The 15,126-nt window shown below is 47.6% G+C and carries 15 protein-coding genes; 10 read left to right on the top strand and 5 right to left on the bottom strand.

Annotation, left to right across the window (positions count from 1 at the left end; translation table 11 throughout):
- Positions 1-25 precede the first annotated feature (25 nt).
- From LEUMU_RS0116605 to LEUMU_RS0116570, 8 genes are all read left to right on the top strand, one after another.
- On the top strand, positions 26-1,579 hold the full coding sequence (locus LEUMU_RS0116605) for an ArnT family glycosyltransferase (RefSeq protein ID WP_022953425.1): 1,554 nt from the start codon (positions 26-28) through the stop codon (positions 1,577-1,579).
- On the top strand, positions 1,572-1,919 hold the full coding sequence (locus tag LEUMU_RS0116600) for an EamA family transporter (RefSeq protein ID WP_022953424.1): 348 nt from the start codon (positions 1,572-1,574) through the stop codon (positions 1,917-1,919). The genes LEUMU_RS0116605 and LEUMU_RS0116600 overlap by 8 nt, the downstream gene beginning before the upstream one ends.
- Positions 1,919-2,323, top strand: a complete 405-nt coding sequence (locus LEUMU_RS0116595; RefSeq protein ID WP_022953423.1) for a DMT family transporter — start codon at positions 1,919-1,921, stop codon at positions 2,321-2,323. The genes LEUMU_RS0116600 and LEUMU_RS0116595 overlap by 1 nt, the downstream gene beginning before the upstream one ends.
- On the top strand, positions 2,316-3,056 hold the full coding sequence (locus LEUMU_RS0116590; RefSeq protein ID WP_022953422.1) for a dolichyl-phosphate beta-glucosyltransferase: 741 nt from the start codon (positions 2,316-2,318) through the stop codon (positions 3,054-3,056). The genes LEUMU_RS0116595 and LEUMU_RS0116590 overlap by 8 nt, the downstream gene beginning before the upstream one ends.
- A 92-nt stretch (positions 3,057-3,148) precedes the next feature.
- Positions 3,149-5,269: an LruC domain-containing protein gene (locus LEUMU_RS0116585; protein ID WP_022953421.1), complete on the top strand. Its 2,121-nt coding sequence runs from the start codon at positions 3,149-3,151 to the stop codon at positions 5,267-5,269.
- A gap of 12 nt (positions 5,270-5,281) precedes the next feature.
- Entirely contained in the window at positions 5,282-5,767 is a 486-nt protein-coding gene (locus LEUMU_RS0116580) for a hypothetical protein (protein ID WP_022953420.1), read from the top strand.
- A 214-nt stretch (positions 5,768-5,981) separates the two neighbouring features.
- Complete coding sequence (uraD, locus tag LEUMU_RS26540; protein WP_022953419.1) at positions 5,982-6,500, top strand: 2-oxo-4-hydroxy-4-carboxy-5-ureidoimidazoline decarboxylase; 519 nt, start codon at positions 5,982-5,984, stop codon at positions 6,498-6,500.
- A gap of 27 nt (positions 6,501-6,527) precedes the next feature.
- Positions 6,528-7,865 carry a uracil-xanthine permease family protein gene (locus LEUMU_RS0116570; protein ID WP_022953418.1) on the top strand — a complete coding sequence of 446 codons (1,338 nt, stop codon included), beginning with the start codon at positions 6,528-6,530 and terminating at the stop codon, positions 7,863-7,865.
- A gap of 61 nt (positions 7,866-7,926) precedes the next feature.
- On the opposite strand, the gene LEUMU_RS0116565 is transcribed toward LEUMU_RS0116570, so the two are convergent.
- Complete coding sequence (locus LEUMU_RS0116565) at positions 7,927-8,349, bottom strand: PaaI family thioesterase (RefSeq protein WP_022953417.1); 423 nt, start codon at positions 8,347-8,349, stop codon at positions 7,927-7,929.
- Between the two features lie 153 nt (positions 8,350-8,502).
- Here LEUMU_RS0116565 and LEUMU_RS0116560 point away from each other — a divergent pair, with 153 nt between their 5' ends.
- The gene (locus tag LEUMU_RS0116560) at positions 8,503-10,158 is read left to right on the top strand and encodes an electron transfer flavoprotein-ubiquinone oxidoreductase (protein WP_022953416.1); all 1,656 of its coding nucleotides are present in this window, start codon (positions 8,503-8,505) and stop codon (positions 10,156-10,158) included.
- A gap of 90 nt (positions 10,159-10,248) precedes the next feature.
- On the opposite strand, the gene LEUMU_RS0116555 is transcribed toward LEUMU_RS0116560, so the two are convergent.
- Positions 10,249-11,595 (bottom strand): FimV/HubP family polar landmark protein, encoded by a 1,347-nt coding sequence (locus LEUMU_RS0116555; protein ID WP_084708119.1) that lies wholly within the window; start codon positions 11,593-11,595, stop codon positions 10,249-10,251.
- Between the two features lie 35 nt (positions 11,596-11,630).
- On the bottom strand, positions 11,631-12,299 hold the full coding sequence (locus LEUMU_RS0116550; protein WP_022953414.1) for a hypothetical protein: 669 nt from the start codon (positions 12,297-12,299) through the stop codon (positions 11,631-11,633).
- A gap of 188 nt (positions 12,300-12,487) precedes the next feature.
- On the opposite strand from LEUMU_RS0116550, the gene dinB reads away from it, so the two are divergent.
- Positions 12,488-13,549, top strand: a complete 1,062-nt coding sequence (gene dinB, locus LEUMU_RS0116545) for a DNA polymerase IV (protein ID WP_022953413.1) — start codon at positions 12,488-12,490, stop codon at positions 13,547-13,549.
- A gap of 42 nt (positions 13,550-13,591) precedes the next feature.
- Here the strand turns inward: dinB and fabA are convergent, their stop codons facing one another.
- Positions 13,592-14,107, bottom strand: coding sequence for a 3-hydroxyacyl-[acyl-carrier-protein] dehydratase FabA (gene fabA, locus LEUMU_RS0116540; RefSeq protein WP_022953412.1), 516 nt, complete (start codon positions 14,105-14,107; stop codon positions 13,592-13,594).
- Positions 14,108-14,181: 74 nt separating this feature from the next.
- On the bottom strand, positions 14,182-15,051 hold the full coding sequence (gene ubiA, locus LEUMU_RS0116535; protein WP_022953411.1) for a 4-hydroxybenzoate octaprenyltransferase: 870 nt from the start codon (positions 15,049-15,051) through the stop codon (positions 14,182-14,184).
- Positions 15,052-15,126 lie beyond the last annotated feature (75 nt).

Below are 15,126 nucleotides of genomic sequence, written 5' to 3'. Positions count from 1 at the left end.
TAAAAATAAACGGGGTTTAATACCCATGTCTGCCTTATCACGGCGTTTGCCGCTGTTCTTCCTGGCTATCATGGCGCTGCTAATTTGCGGCTCTGTCTATCTGCGTCTCCAATTTGACTTTAATGCTGGCCATATGGATGAGTATGATTACTTATTTGTGGGTAGTCGCTTGCTATCGGGCGCGAGTTGGCCAAGTTATACCTATATTTTTGGTTCGGATTTTAACTGGTATGTATTGGGCTGGGGTGAGCGTTATCTTGGCGGGCTAAGCGGTGCGCGCATGGTGGCGACTGGCTTTGGTCTGCTGTCATTATTAGGTGCCTATGGCTTTGTATATGCCTTATGGCGAAATCATCTAACCGCGCTGATTGCTGTGGGATTACTGGCGCTGCAATCCACTCAGCTATTTATTAGCCGCTTTGCGACTTACGACATTATTAGTTTTGCCTGCTTTACTCTGTCTTTAGCGCCGTTGTTGCTGGCTTGCGAACTGAAATCACGTGCTCGTTATGGCTACTTACTCATGGCGATTGTGCTGATTAGCATGGCAGTCACCAGTAAGTATGTAGTGGTTTTGTATTTGCCGGTATTGGGTATTCTGGCGTTGATTAGAGCACCGAAAATAGCGGTATTGTATGGCGTAGGTGTTAGTGTATTTTTGCTGAGCTATGTAACGTTGCATTGGGATGATTTGCAGGTGCTGTATCGGGTGCAAATTCAGGGTGTGCATGGTGCAGGAAATGGTTCGTTAGAGTACATGTTACAAGCGATTGGTAGCTACTTGTGGCCTGCGCTACTGGGTTGGACGGCTGCCTTTACTTATTGCTTATGGCGCTCAGGCCTGCGGTTTTGGGCGCATCGCACGGGCTTGGTATTAGTGGCGCTACTGTTTGCCGCATTGCCATTAGTGGCGTATCACTTGAATGCGCTGAATATGATTTCCCTATTTAAACACTTGGTGTATGCACAGTTATTTTTACTGCCGGCCTGCGCTTGGCTATTCACACAGTTACTGGAGCAAGTGGATTACCGTTGGCTAAAGCAGGCTGCATTGGCCTTGGCATTAGTGCTATTTGCCGGACTCAATTATCAACAATTACAAAAGATGGAAGCCGCCTATGCGGATGTCTCGCCAGTACTAAGCGCCATGCCGAAAGCGCTGGATGAGGAAATCACCATCTTAAGTGAAGACCCTTATCTATTCCGTTATTTTGTCGGTCAGTCCGTTCCACAAAACCATATCAAAGAGTCCAATTGGCTAGACAATAATCGCGATGGTCGCTACGAGTCCAAAGATGTGGTTGATGCCATCTGGGATATGAAATTCAGCTATGTGTACCTCAATGATCAACTGCACCCAAGCCTAAATAAGAAGCTCCGTAAAATATTAAAAATGCGTGGTTATCAGGAGTTAATAACTCAGTCGTATCAGCTGAGTTCAGTCATGAGCAGGCAAACACAAGGTACTCTGAGCTTGTATAAGCGCATGGAAATGCCACGGGTTTCTCTGACAGATGATGAATTATTTGATCGGGGAAAGGGCTTAAAATCAGTTAAACAAGGGGCGAGCGGTGAGTGATCCGATTATTTATGCAGCACTGTTATTATCAGTGATTTGCTCTAGTGCCTCACAGATTTTTCAAAAGCTGGCGGCTTTGCAAACTGACGGTGAAAAGTCATTTATGTTAGCCAATCCCTATGTATTGCTGAGCTTCTTGAGCTTGGGAGTTGCCTTATTGCTTTGGTTGGTTGTGCTGAGTGTGATGCCGGTAAGTCAGGCGTATCCCATGCTAAGTCTGAGCTATATTGTGGTGATGTTATTGGCGCGATGGCTGTTTAAAGAACAAATATCATTGCAACACTGGCTCGGAGCAGGTTTAATTATGTTAGGTATCAGCTGTTTAATGGGTGGAAACTGATGCAGCGCGCATCGGTTTATTTAGTAATTTCGATCATTGCCGGTGCGCTTGGGCAGCTCATGATGAAAGCAGGCATGCAGCAATTAGCTCCACTGTCGGAGACGGTACAGGCCTTTATCCAGCACGTTGAGTTCCCGGTTTGGACCTCGCTGGCATGGGTGATTGCGGGAATTAGCTGCTACTTAGTCGCGGTTTTATTGTGGATACGGGTGCTGCGGGTGTATCCGCTAAGTATGGCTTATCCCATGTTGAGCCTGGGTTACATCGTCGTTTATCTCGGCGCATTCTGGTGGTCCGCCGTGGGCGAAACGCTATCCTTACAAAAAACATTAGGCATTGGGCTGATCATTGCTGGTGTGATTGTTATTGCACGTTTACCACCGGGGAATTCCTGTCATGAGTGAACAAACACCTTATTTATCGGTGATCATTCCGGCTTACAACGAACAGTCGCGGATCGCTGACTCCTTATACGAGATCAAAGACTACCTCTCCGCGCAGCCTTATCGCAGTGAAATTATTGTGGTGGATGATGGCAGTAATGACCTGACCACCGAAATCGTGAAATTCATTGATATTTACGGCAAAGAAATTAATGAACACGATGAAGGCACGTTGATGGAAAATCATAAAAACGTCGGCAAAGGCTATTCCATTGCCCGTGGCATGATGCGGGCCTCCGGCGATATTATCTTATTCACCGATGCAGACCTTTCCACGCCAATCAGCGAGGTGCCAAAATTACTAGCCTGCTTTGATGAGGGTTATGACGTGGCCATTGGTTCCCGCAGTATGCAGGATTCGAAGGTGGAAAAAAAACCTTGGTACCGAAACCTGATGAGCAGTCTATTCAATTCCGCCGTCCGTCTGATTTCGATTCGGGGAATTAATGATACTCAGTGCGGCTTTAAAGCTTACCGTAGAGAAGTTGCACATCAGGTAGCGACCTTACAGCGTATTTATGGCTTTGGGTTTGATGTTGAGCATTTATACATCGCCAAAAAATCAGGCTACAAAATCAAAGAAGTAGGTGTTGAGTGGCATCATAAAGAGGGCTCAACGGTCGACCCTTTGCCAGACGCAATCACCATGTTTTTAGACTTATTACGCATTCGTTGGTTACATCGCATGCTATAGCATTCGGATGAGTGGCGTTGCTTTGTTCATGAGTGGCTAATACTATAAATGCTATAACGAGTCTGAATTATAAAAATAAGGTAAATTCAACAATGCGTCGATTACTACTAACAAGTCTGCTGCTAGGTAGCCAGGCCGCTTGGGCTGATCCCTTTATGGAGTGCCCATCCCGTGCATATTTGACCCAAGGTGCCGTTGCGAACACTTACAGTGTGAACTTGGTCACTGGTGATTATGCGCTGGCTCAAGATGATATGGACACCAAAAGCAAGGTGAATGCAACCGGCTTTAACCCGAATGACCAGTTCATGTATGGTTGGAGTTACGAGCACCATGTGCCCGCTAGAATCCACAGCGACTTCACTATTGAGCCATTAATAAGCTCAGAAGATAAAGAAAAATACGGCATCGTAAACTCTGATTTCTATGTAGGTGATGTTTCGCTAACGAACAATACCTACTATGTTTATGGTCCGGGTAGTGCGAAGGGTTTGTACGCGATTTCACTGGATGAAGGTGCAGATGATTATTTGCAGATGAAGCAGATTACTGATGGTAAGACGCTGAGTCTTAAGATCTTTGATATGGCTTTCCATCCAACCGATGGCTTTGCTTATGCGGTTGATAAGACCGGAATCCTGATGCGTATCAACGTCGAAAACGGTACTGCCGAGAAGGTTGCTGACACTGGCGAAGAAGGTACTTTTGGTGCGGTGTATTTCGATGTTGATGAAAACCTGTATATCAGCCGTAACAGCGACGGCAAAATTTTCAAGATTGCTATTGGTGTTGAAAACTACAGTGCTCAGTTATTTGCATTAGGCCCATCTTCTAGTATCAACGATGGTGCACGTTGTGCCTTAGCTCCTGTTGTCGATGTATCAGATACGAGTATCGATTTCGGTGATGCGCCAGACTCTTACGGTACCTTACTGAAAGACAATGGTGCTCGCCATGGCTTGAAAGATGAAAACACGCTATACCTAGGTAAAGGCGTTGATGGTGAGAGTGACGGTAAACCGTTGCCATTGTCAGATGATGAGTCAGATTCTAATGACGATGAAGATGGTGTGCAGTTCGCGACCAATCTGCAAGCGGGCGATACTGCCGTTGTCATGGTTGAGTCATCTGAAGCGGGTATTCTTAGTGCGTGGTTGGATTCTAATCAGAATGGTCAGTTTGATGCGGATGAGCAAATCATCACGGATAAAGCTGTTGAAGCAGGTAAGCAACCTATCTACATCACTGTTCCTGAAGGCTCATTGCCGGGTTCTACCTGGGCACGTTTCCGTTTATCTTCAAGCGTAGGTATGGAGCCAATCGGTGGTGTGAGTGATGGTGAGGTTGAGGATTACAATGTCGAGATCACTGTAGAAGGCTCAGCGGTTAACTACTACCCATCCAGCAAAGGTTGGACGACCGTTGCCTTTGAAGATAACTGGCCGTTTGAAGGTGATTACGATATGAATGACTTAGTCACTTATATGCGTACCACTGTATTCCGTACCGATGACAAAGTCACTTTAGTGAATATCTCTGGTGAGTTAGCTGCTGTTGGTGCCGCGTATCACAACGGTTTTGGTATTCGCCTGCCGGATGTACTGCGTGACCAGATTGATGAAGATAATATCAATTACACGATCAATGACCGCAAAGTGAGAAACTACTCACCACTGGAAGCGGGTCGTTATGAAGCAATCTTTATTCTGGCGTATAACACGTGGAGTTATGTGAGTGCGGGTGAGGACTGCGTGTTCTACCGGACTGAAGAGGGCTGTGGCTCTAATGTTCAGATGCGCTTTAACATCACAATTCCATTCAAGACGCCGGTTGAAAGCGATATCTCAGGCGTATTTGATCCGTTTATGTTTGCAACACCGGGCGCATGGCACGGCGATCACTTTGAAACACCACCAGGTCGTAGCTATGAAATCCACCTGAAAAATCAACATGCAACTGAAGCATTCAACTATAAGTTTATGAATCGCTCAGGTCAGGATGCATCAAACCCAGATGATAAGCACTTCTTCCAGACTACCAATGGTATGCCATGGGCAATGGAGATGGGTAACCGCTGGCAGTATCCGAAAGAATACCGCGATGTAACGCATGCTTATCCTCAGTTCCCAAGCTTTGTACGTAGTGAGGGTGAAGAAAACCCATCATGGTTCTCGCTGAAGAACGCTGTTGATAGCATTCTGTTTAAAGATTAAGGAAGAATAACAATGAAGAACTTAATAACAATCTCATCACTGGCGCTTTTGTTAGCAGCCTGCGGTGGCGCCGGTACTGGTGACACGGCTGATGGTTCTGGCCCTAGCGGTGAAAACCCAGGTACAGTACCGACATTGGAATACACTGCGGACCTGAGAAGCTCTGCTGATTTTAACTTTGACACATCACGCGCTATTGCTATCGATTTTGATGTAGAGCAGGCACGGACGTCACCTGGTTTGATGTCAGTGTGTACTCAGTACACTGAGACAGATGGTGATTTTGATGTCGACTATGGCAGCTGTACTGTGCAGTCTCCATTAGAAGGTGGCGTTTATAGCGGCACAATGGATGTCACGAATGATATTGATGCGGTCGTTGGTGTGGTTTGGTTTAAAGATCCTGATATCGCACCGATCTATAAGGTATTTACCTTAGAAGTGGGCGCTAAAGTGGCGCGACGCGGTGGTGGCCCTCAGGCTATTGTCTGGCGCTAAACTGCTGTTTGTATCATGGTTACTGTGTAATCAGTAATCAAAGAAAAGGCCGGGACTAATCTCCCGGCCTTTTTTATGGGCGTTTAGTATTAATAAATTTGATGATGAATTCCGCTTGCATGCCATGGTGACTAATAGTTAGTATCAACTAAGTGTAACTATGCATGGCAAATCCCCTTTGCCCCTTCGTAATCAATCCCACTTTGGAGTAGTAATGGACCGTCAGAAGTTTATTGAGTGTTTTGGTGGCATCTACGAGCACTCAGCATGGGTTGCTGAGCAAGCATATGACCGTGCACCGGTCGATGTTCAGGATATTGATGCACTCACTAAAGCCCTACGTCAAGAGGTCGACTCGGCTAGTGACGATCAAAAATTAGCACTCTTAAGGGCGCACCCGGATTTAGCAGGAAAAGCCGCCGTATCGGGAGAGCTCACCGCCGCAAGTACCTCAGAGCAAGCCGGAGCAGGCTTGGATCAGTGTAATGCTGAAGAGTTTGCCCGCTTCCAGAGCATGAATGATGCGTATACCACGCGCTTTGATTTCCCATTTATTATGGCGGTAAAGGGCGCTAATCGGCATCTCATCTTAGCTGCCTTCGAAGAGCGGTTAAATAATAGCCGTGAAATAGAATTTAAAACTGCATTGGAACAAGTTCACAGGATTGCTGAATTTCGGCTGGCTGCCTGGTTTGCAGAGAATGTCCCCGGAGAATCATTTTGCACTAAGTAAGTTATCTAAATATATAGGAGAGACTCTATGTCGACAGCTGCCGACTTGCGCAACCCCGATTATACCCCACCGCTCGCTCAGGCGGTTCCCTTAGGTCTTCAACACATTCTGGCAATGTTTGTCAGTAACATTACCCCAGCTATTATTATCGCGGGTGCTGCCGGTTTCGGTTTCGGCACACCGGGCATGGGCGACATGGTCTACATGATCCAGATGTCGATGTTCTTCGCCGGTGTTGCCACACTGTTTCAAACCATCGGTATAGGCCCCATGGGGGCCAGATTGCCGATCGTGCAAGGTACTAGTTTCGCGTTCATCCCAATCATGATTCCCCTAGTTGCTGGTCAAGGTGTTGAGGGAATGGCTGCGCTAATGGGCGGTATCCTGATTGGTGGTATCGTGCAGGGCTTTTTGGGTACGGTAATTAACAAGATTCGCAACTGGTTGCCTCCATTGGTAACCGGATTAATCATTCTGATGATTGGTTTGGCGCTGATTAAAGTCGGTATTGAGTATGCGGCCGGTGGTGTGCCCGCTAAAGGCAAGCCGGAGTTCGGTAGCTTAATTAATTGGTTTATGGCGATTGTGGTGATTGTTGCTACGCTGTATTTCAAGTTTTTCACCAAAGGTCTGCTTTCAACTGGTGCCGCGTTCCTCGGTATTATCGTTGGTTACCTAGTTGCACTGGTGATGGGCGAAGTGAGTTTCGACAATGTCGGTAATGCCGCTTGGATAATGGTTCCTGATCCTTTGCACTTTGGTATTAGCTTTGAGTTTGCTCCGATTGTTGGCTGTATTTTGCTCGGTTTTGTGTCTGCAATTGAAACCGTCGGTGACGTATCAGGTATCACCAAAGGTGGTGCAGGTCGTGAAGCGACGGATAAAGAAATTGCTGGTGCGACCTATGCTGATGGTTTCGGTAGTGCAATTTCCGGTGTGTTTGGTGCCTTGCCAAATACTTCCTTTAGCCAAAACGTCGGTTTGATTGCAATGACGGGTGTGATGAGTCGCCACGTTGTAACCATCGGAGCACTGTTCCTGATCGTTGCGGGCTTGGTGCCAAAAGTAGGCGCGATCATTTCAACCATTCCCATCGAAGTATTGGGTGGTAGTGTGATTGTGATGTTCGGAATGGTAGCGGCTGCGGGTGTTAGCATGTTGTCTGACGTGGTTTGGAACCGTCGTAGCATGCTGATCTTTGCGATCTCGCTGTCAGTAGGCTTAGGTTTGCAGCTGGTGCCTGAAGCGCTGCAACACTTGCCATCAACCCTGAAAGTGCTGCTGACGACGGGTCTGCTTCCATCGGCTATGTTGGCGATTATCTTGAATCTGGTGCTGCCGGATATTGATCAAGCAGCTGAGTAATTTCATCAGTTGAATTAGAGAAGGCCGCTGAGTAGGAAACTGCCAGCGGCCTTTTTTATGATTAGCCGGTTTGAGGTGGAATGGAGTAGGTGCCGGTGACATGCGCCACGATCTCATTCTCATCAGCCGTAAATAACGAAACCTCGATAACCGCCAGGCGCTTACCCAGTTTGATAATTTTACCTTCGGCTAACAAGTCACTCTGGCTGGGCTTTCTTAAGAAGTTAATATTGAGGTTAGTAGTCACTGCCAGTTTCACATCGCCAATCATGCTGAGCACTACCGCGAACATACAAGCATCCGCTAACAGCATCATATGTGGCCCTGAGATGGTGCCGCCGGGGCGCACCGAGCGCTCATCATAAGGCAATCGTATGACGGCATGGCCGTTATTGACTTGCTCCAGAGAGAGGCCAACATCATCAGCCCAGAATAATTCGTTTTTGATCAGATCCTGAAAATGCTGAATGCTAATCTTTGACATGGTCTCAGCTCCTAAATTGTTTGATGATTTTCCTTTTTACGTCAGTCATATTGTCATTTACAATCGAAGTGCAATTGTAATGTTGGAGTTTACCTTTACGTCAAGGTAAATATAATAAATAATCCTAGTGATAAATATCAACAAGGTTAAGTTATGAGCACGAGTGCAGAACGCGAAAGTATGGAATATGATGTCGTCGTCGTTGGGGGAGGGCCGGCAGGCTTATCCACTGCGATCCGCCTTAAACAACTGGCCGCTGAGCAGGATCACGAGCTATCAGTCTGTGTATTAGAAAAAGGCTCTGAAATTGGCGCTCATATTTTATCCGGTGCGGTAATCGAAACGCGTGCTCTGGAAGAATTGTTTCCTAACTGGAAAGAGCTGGAAGCCCCACTGAAGACGGCGGTAACGCGCGACGAAGTGCATTTGTTCACCAATGAGCGCAAGTCGGTGAAAATGCCGAACTTCATGATTCCACCCAGCATGCACAATGAAGGTAACTACATTGCCAGCCTTGGTAATCTGACGCGTTGGTTGGGCGAGCAAGCAGAAGCGTTGGAAGTTGAGATTTATCCAGGCTTTCCAGCGGCTGAGATTTTGTATCATGAAGATGGCAGCATCAAAGGTGTTGCCACTCAGGATATGGGTATCGATGAGCATGGCGAGCAAAAAGACAGCTATGAGCCGGGCATGGAGCTACATGCAAAATACACTGTCTTTGCAGAAGGCTGCCGTGGTCATTTAGGTAAAGAATTATTGAGCCGCTTCCAGTTGGATGCAGACTCTGATGCGCAGCATTACGGTATTGGTCTGAAAGAGCTGTGGGAAGTCAGCCCTGAAAACCATGAACCTGGATTAGTAGTTCACGGTTCTGGCTGGCCGCTAGATGATGCAACCGGTGGTTCATTCCTGTATCACTTGGAAAATAATCAGGTTGTAGTGGGTTTGATCATCGATTTGAATTACAGCAACCCGTACCTGAGCCCATTTGATGAGTTCCAGAAGATGAAGCATCACCCCGTGTTTGCTAAAACGCTGGAAGGTGGTCGTCGCGTGTCTTATGGCGCGCGCGCAATCGCAAAAGGTGGTTTAAACGCACTGCCAAAAATGAGTATGCCGGGTGCATTACTCGTAGGTTGTGATGCTGGCACGCTGAACTTTGCGAAAATCAAAGGCACACATACTGCTATGAAGTCCGGTATCGTTGCGGCTGACGTGTTATTCGAGCACTTGAAAGCTGATGGTGCGGAAGGTCAGGTATTGTCGCATTTTGATCAGCAGTTCCGTGACTCATGGGCAGGACAAGAGCTGCACGAGTCTCGTAACTTTGGCCCAGCCATGCACAAGTTTGGCATGTTGATGGGTGGTGCGTATAACTACTTAGATCAGAAGCTGTTTCAGGGTAAGTTGTCATTTACGCTGCACGATACCAAGCCTGACTATGCACAGATGAAGCCAGCGGCTGAGTCGCGCAAAATTGAATACGCCAAGCCAGACGGTAAGCTGAGCTTTGATAAACTGTCATCTGTATTCTTGGCGAATACCTTCCATGCAGAAGACCAGCCTTGTCACTTGAAGCTAACTGACCCAGCGATTCCGGTGAATACCAATTTGGCAGTATACGACGCTCCGGAGCAACGTTATTGCCCGGCGGGTGTGTATGAGATTGTGGGAGATAGTAATCCTGCGCTACAGATCAATAGCCAGAACTGTGTTCACTGTAAGACCTGTGATATCAAAGATCCAAGCCAGAACATTACCTGGGTTACTCCGGAAGGTGGCGGAGGTCCAAGCTATCCAAATATGTAATTGAGAAAGTGATTGCGGCGGCATAAAAAAAACTGTCGCCGCAACATGAGTACGACGACAGGTTTTGACTAGCGTATTGCTGTGATGAATTTAGTTGTTATTCGCGGCTTCAATTTCACCCAGAATCTGCTGGGCTTCAAGTTGTTGCTGCGTATTACCTTCATCCATTACTTCATCTAGCATTTCATGTGCTGATGGCAGATCGCCTGCTTCAACATAGGCACGTGCCACATCCAGCTTAATACTGACTTCCAAAGGTGGCTCTTGCTCAACTTCAGCAGCAGGATCAATCATGCGGCCATCGTTAACAAACAGTGACGGTGCAACAGCCGGTGCCTGCTGGCGACGACGCTGATTTTGCTTCTTGTCTTTAGCGCGTTGAAATAGCAGCCAAGCTAACCAACCAATTGCAAACAGACCAATGATCGGGATCAGCAGATACAGCCAGTTAGTGTTAAAACCACCACTGTTCTGAGGTGCAGTAGCCACCGGAGCCGTTGTGGTTGTTACTGGGGCTGTGTCTTGGGTTGCCGCTTTATTTTCTTCAGGTGGTCTAGCTTTAATGGTTTCAGGTGCGATGCCTTGCTCTTTTAATGCATCTGACATCCGCGCATTTTCACCCTGAATATCGCCCATGCGGCGCTCCAGAGAGATTTCCATGCGGGTGCTTTCTGCCATTTCGCTACGTGCCGCTTGCAGTTGAGCATTTAAGCTTTGGTTTCTCTCCTGAAGCTCTTCTAAAACCTTTGCGCCTTCACCGGTTAATTCGCCATTGGCCAATTTCAGTTTCAGGTCTGCGGTAGTAGAACCCAGTGCATTGGATGAGCTTTGCAGGCTTTGGATCTTATCTTCCAGTGCCTCAAGGTCGAAGTCACGCTTGGCTTTCTCATCTTCAAGACGCTTGACCAGTGCGTTTAAACGCTCACGCTCATTTTGCAGCAAGTCGAGTTTTTCAGACTGCTCTTCTTTTTCCTCAACCAGCTGTTTGACTGTCTCTGGGCTGGTGATGGTAATGAACGTTGGTGGTGGCAGGTTGCCGGTCTTTCCTTGGCGGAAAAAGGCATAATGCTGTTTCAGCAAATTATCAGCATCTTTTTGAGAGATGTTCTTGATCATTTCTACTGGTGGTAGGCGTAAGTCTGCGCCTCCCAGCATGTTGTTGATATTACCGCCTTTAAAAGCGCTAGGGTTGGCCGCCAAAATGGCAACCATAATCTGATTCTTTGAAACGCCTGCATCGATGTAGTTCTTGTTAACGATGGCGCTTAGTGTGCCTACCGCCTTAACTGTGCGTTCTACGTGGCTGTCGGCAAAGGCGACATTGGCCAGCGTACTCGCCAGACACAAGGTCAACGCGAGTCCACAAAGTTTAGAGGGGCGATACAGATTGCTAATTACTGGCATGCGAGTGTCATCCGGTACGTGAGTTTTTCTCATGATTTAAAGGGCTAATCCCTTTCAGGCTGGGGATATTACCATTCCTTGGCTGATTCCAGAACCTGTTTCCAGTGATCTGACAGGTTGAACTTGTGTTGTTGCTTAAGATAATTGGCAAATTGCTCCAATGCACCCCGTTGGCGAGTCGCTGCATAGAAGCTTAGAAGCTCCTCGACAAGGCCAATATCCGGGCGAGTACTTTGGTTGAGACAAGCTTCTTCCAGTAAAGTTTGCGCAATTTCTGTTCTTCCGTAGGTAATCGCATGGCGACTACGCTCAATCACCGTGCCAGCATCTGGTGGTGAATACGGATCAGGCTCAGTTTGCTCATGGTGAGCGGTTTGGCTGATAAGCACCGAGCCCGGAAAGCGGTAGCTACCGAGGGTGGCATCGGAGTCGTGCGCCAGCCATTCGTGAAAATATTCACGATCGTGCTGATCCAATAATGGCAGGACGAGGCTATACAAACGAACCCGTAATGGACGTCCGCTATCGCCCAATGCAATAAACAAATCCTGCAAGGCACCCGGAAGGTACTGGTGCAGTTTATGTTGAAGTGCAAATAAGATCCGTTGGCTATGGTTCTTGAAGTGCTTCGGTTGCCCCTTCACCCTAAGGTTCAGGCGGCGCCATTCGTTGAGTGGACCGACGCTCGCCGCTTGATGGGTAGTAGTATTTGTAGTGCCTTTCGGGGTGTTCGTCACATTCGTTTCCTTGTGTATACCAGCCAATCGTATTATACGGATTAAGCAATCAAAGGTACAAACAATCCCGTTAATGCACCTCGGCAGGTGTAATTAACCAGACAAGTGAAACCTTTTTCCAATCTCGTTTGGGGGTGTATATTAGCCTATTGCGTATGTCGCTGAAACTAGAAGAAAGGTTGTAATTATTGCGAAAAATAATTCACATTGATATGGACTGCTTTTATGCGGCGGTTGAAACACGGGAGAATCCATCGCTTAAAGGCAAGCCGATTGCCGTGGGTGGCTCGGGTGGTCAACGTGGAGTGATTGCGACCTGTTCTTATGAGGCGCGAGAGTTTGGCGTGCACTCAGCAATGCCCAGCTCGCGTGCCTTGCGTTTATGTCCGTCACTGATTTTGCTGCCGGTACGCATGGCTTTATATAAAGAAGTGTCATCCCGAATTCAGGCTTTATTTCATCAATATACCGATTTAGTAGAACCTGTTTCATTGGATGAGGCTTTCTTAGATGTAACCGATAGCCCACATTGTCGTGGCAGTGCGACCTTGATTGCTGAAGAAATTCGCCAGCGTATCTTTGCAATGGAGCGTATTACGGCGTCTGCGGGTGTGGCGTCTAATAAGTTTTTGGCTAAAGTTGCAAGTGATTGGAATAAGCCGAATGGCCAATGCATTGTGCGGCCAGATCAGGTAGATGAATTTGTCCGCCAGCTGCCGGTCAAGCGGATTTTCGGGGTTGGCAAGGTCACCGCCAAGCGCTTATCTGATATGGGGGTTGAGAGCTGTGAGGATTTGCAGGCGTTTAGCGAGGCGCGTTTGTGCGAGCAGTTTGGTATCTTCGGTACCCGTTTATATCAATTAGCGCGTGGCATTGATGAGCGACCAGTGGTTAGTCATCGCACGCCAAAATCACTGAGTGTTGAGGAGACTTACGCACAGGATTTGCCGGGTTTGGAGGCTTGCCTTGCCGAAATCCCCATTTTATTTCAGGAGTTTACTGAGCGCTTGGCACGTACTCAAAAGCGGATGGAGCTACGGCCCAGAACCTTATTTGTGAAATTGCGATTTGATGACTTTGAAACCACAACCATTCAGATGGCGGGCACGGTGCCGAGTGAAGCTGGCTTTGCGCATTTGTGTGATCAGGCTTGGCAGCGCGGAAAACGTCCGGTGCGTTTGATCGGAGTCGGGGTGCAATTTTCGCCGCCGGGGATGCCGGAGCAATTAGAATTGCCGCTGCGCGCATAAGTCGCAACGGCAATCTGCTGATTCAATTTCGAATGGATTAGATCAGAAATTTTCAGTTGATGTGAACAGACCTACTTTCAGGTCTTTCGCGGTGTAGATCACGCGGCCATCCACTTCAACGGTGCCGTTACCCACGCCCATTACCAATTTACGGCTGATAACACGGGTCATGTTAATGCGATAAGTGACTTTTTTCGCTGTTGGCAGTACCTGACCAGTGAATTTCACTTCACCAGAACCCAGTGCGCGACCGCGACCAGGGTTACCTAACCAACCAAGGTAGAATCCAATCATCTGCCACATTGCATCCAAGCCCAAGCAGCCTGGCATAACCGGGTCAGTCGGGAAGTGGCAATCAAAGAACCACAGGTCTGGATTGATATCCAGCTCAGCAATCATTTCACCTTTGCCAAACTCGCCGCCAGCTTCGTTGATTTCAGTTACGCGATCCATCATCAGCATGGGTGGGATCGGCAGGCGGGCATTACCCTCACCAAATAGTTCGCCGTGGCCACATTTGAGAAGTTCTTCGTAGGTAAAGCTGCTTTGTCTTGACATATTCTTGTTCCAGATAGCGCGGTTTTGAGTGTAATAAAATGCGTTGTGACCGGCATTTTACCTGACTAGCGGGCTTATTGCAGAAAATAATCCAGCGCCAAGCCAATAAATACCACCATACCAAACCAGTTATTGTTTAAAAAAGCGCGGAAACAGAGCTTTCGGTCACGTTCACGAATTAAATACTGCTGATACACAAAAAATATCGAGGCGAAAAACAGAGCTAGATAGTAGATATACCCAAAGGACTCCAGTGCGCCAAGAATAGACAGCAGGATGACTACTGCCAGCTGCATTAAACCAACAATCAGGCGGTCATTATCCCCAAATAAAATAGCGGTCGATTTAAGGCCGAGTTTGAGATCATCCTCACGATCGGCCATGCCATACATGGTGTCGTAGGCAGTGGTCCAGATCACGGCGGTTATAAAAATCAACCAGTTACTGAAATTAGGCAGTTCATTATTGATCGCGGTATACGCCATGGGAATGGCCCAGGCAAAGGCGACGCCCAAATGCACTTGCGGCAACATGTGCACCCGTTTCATAAAGGGATAGCTGGAGGCGAGTAAGAGCGCAACAACCGATAAAATAATGGTGAGCCAGTTGAGCTGTAATACCAAAATAAACGACAGCAGGCCTAGCACGACAAATACGCCAAGCGCTTCTTTGGCACTGATCGCTCCGCTGGCGAGCGGGCGGTTTTCGGTGCGTTCAACGTGTGCATCAATATCGCGGTCGGCGTAATCATTAATGGCACAACCGGCAGAGCGCATCAAAAAAGTGCCGATCACAAAAATCAGTAAGATACGTAAATCAGGCACACCTTGCGCGGCAACCCATAAAGCGATGAGCGTCGGCCAAAGTAGTAAGTAGCTACCAATCGGGCGGTCAAAGCGGATGAGCTTAAGATAGTGCGGAAATTGCTTGCGTAGATTAATCATTGATCAACTTCAGACTGTTTTTAGGTGGGCGTTGAGTATATCGCTGGGGACAGGTGGATGCGAGTGTGAGATTAT

The organism is Leucothrix mucor DSM 2157 (assembly GCF_000419525.1).
GTDB lineage: Bacteria > Pseudomonadota > Gammaproteobacteria > Thiotrichales > Thiotrichaceae > Leucothrix > Leucothrix mucor.
Note: the sequence above shows the minus strand (reverse complement) of the source record. Positions and strands in the feature narration are given on the sequence as shown.

What these genes read in the sequence shown, in the direction of transcription:
- LEUMU_RS0116555 (WP_084708119.1), bottom strand. Translation starts at nt 11,595, where the DNA reads ATGAGAAAAACTCACGTACCGGATGACACTCGCATGCCAGTAATTAGC.
- uraD (WP_022953419.1), top strand. Translation starts at nt 5,982, where the DNA reads ATGGACCGTCAGAAGTTTATTGAGTGTTTTGGTGGCATCTACGAGCAC.
- ubiA (WP_022953411.1), bottom strand. Translation starts at nt 15,051, where the DNA reads ATGATTAATCTACGCAAGCAATTTCCGCACTATCTTAAGCTCATCCGC.
- LEUMU_RS0116560 (WP_022953416.1), top strand. Translation starts at nt 8,503, where the DNA reads ATGAGCACGAGTGCAGAACGCGAAAGTATGGAATATGATGTCGTCGTC.
- LEUMU_RS0116595 (WP_022953423.1), top strand. Translation starts at nt 1,919, where the DNA reads ATGCAGCGCGCATCGGTTTATTTAGTAATTTCGATCATTGCCGGTGCG.
- LEUMU_RS0116570 (WP_022953418.1), top strand. Translation starts at nt 6,528, where the DNA reads ATGTCGACAGCTGCCGACTTGCGCAACCCCGATTATACCCCACCGCTC.
- LEUMU_RS0116605 (WP_022953425.1), top strand. Translation starts at nt 26, where the DNA reads ATGTCTGCCTTATCACGGCGTTTGCCGCTGTTCTTCCTGGCTATCATG.
- LEUMU_RS0116590 (WP_022953422.1), top strand. Translation starts at nt 2,316, where the DNA reads ATGAGTGAACAAACACCTTATTTATCGGTGATCATTCCGGCTTACAAC.
- LEUMU_RS0116565 (WP_022953417.1), bottom strand. Translation starts at nt 8,349, where the DNA reads ATGTCAAAGATTAGCATTCAGCATTTTCAGGATCTGATCAAAAACGAA.
- LEUMU_RS0116585 (WP_022953421.1), top strand. Translation starts at nt 3,149, where the DNA reads ATGCGTCGATTACTACTAACAAGTCTGCTGCTAGGTAGCCAGGCCGCT.
- fabA (WP_022953412.1), bottom strand. Translation starts at nt 14,107, where the DNA reads ATGTCAAGACAAAGCAGCTTTACCTACGAAGAACTTCTCAAATGTGGC.
- LEUMU_RS0116580 (WP_022953420.1), top strand. Translation starts at nt 5,282, where the DNA reads ATGAAGAACTTAATAACAATCTCATCACTGGCGCTTTTGTTAGCAGCC.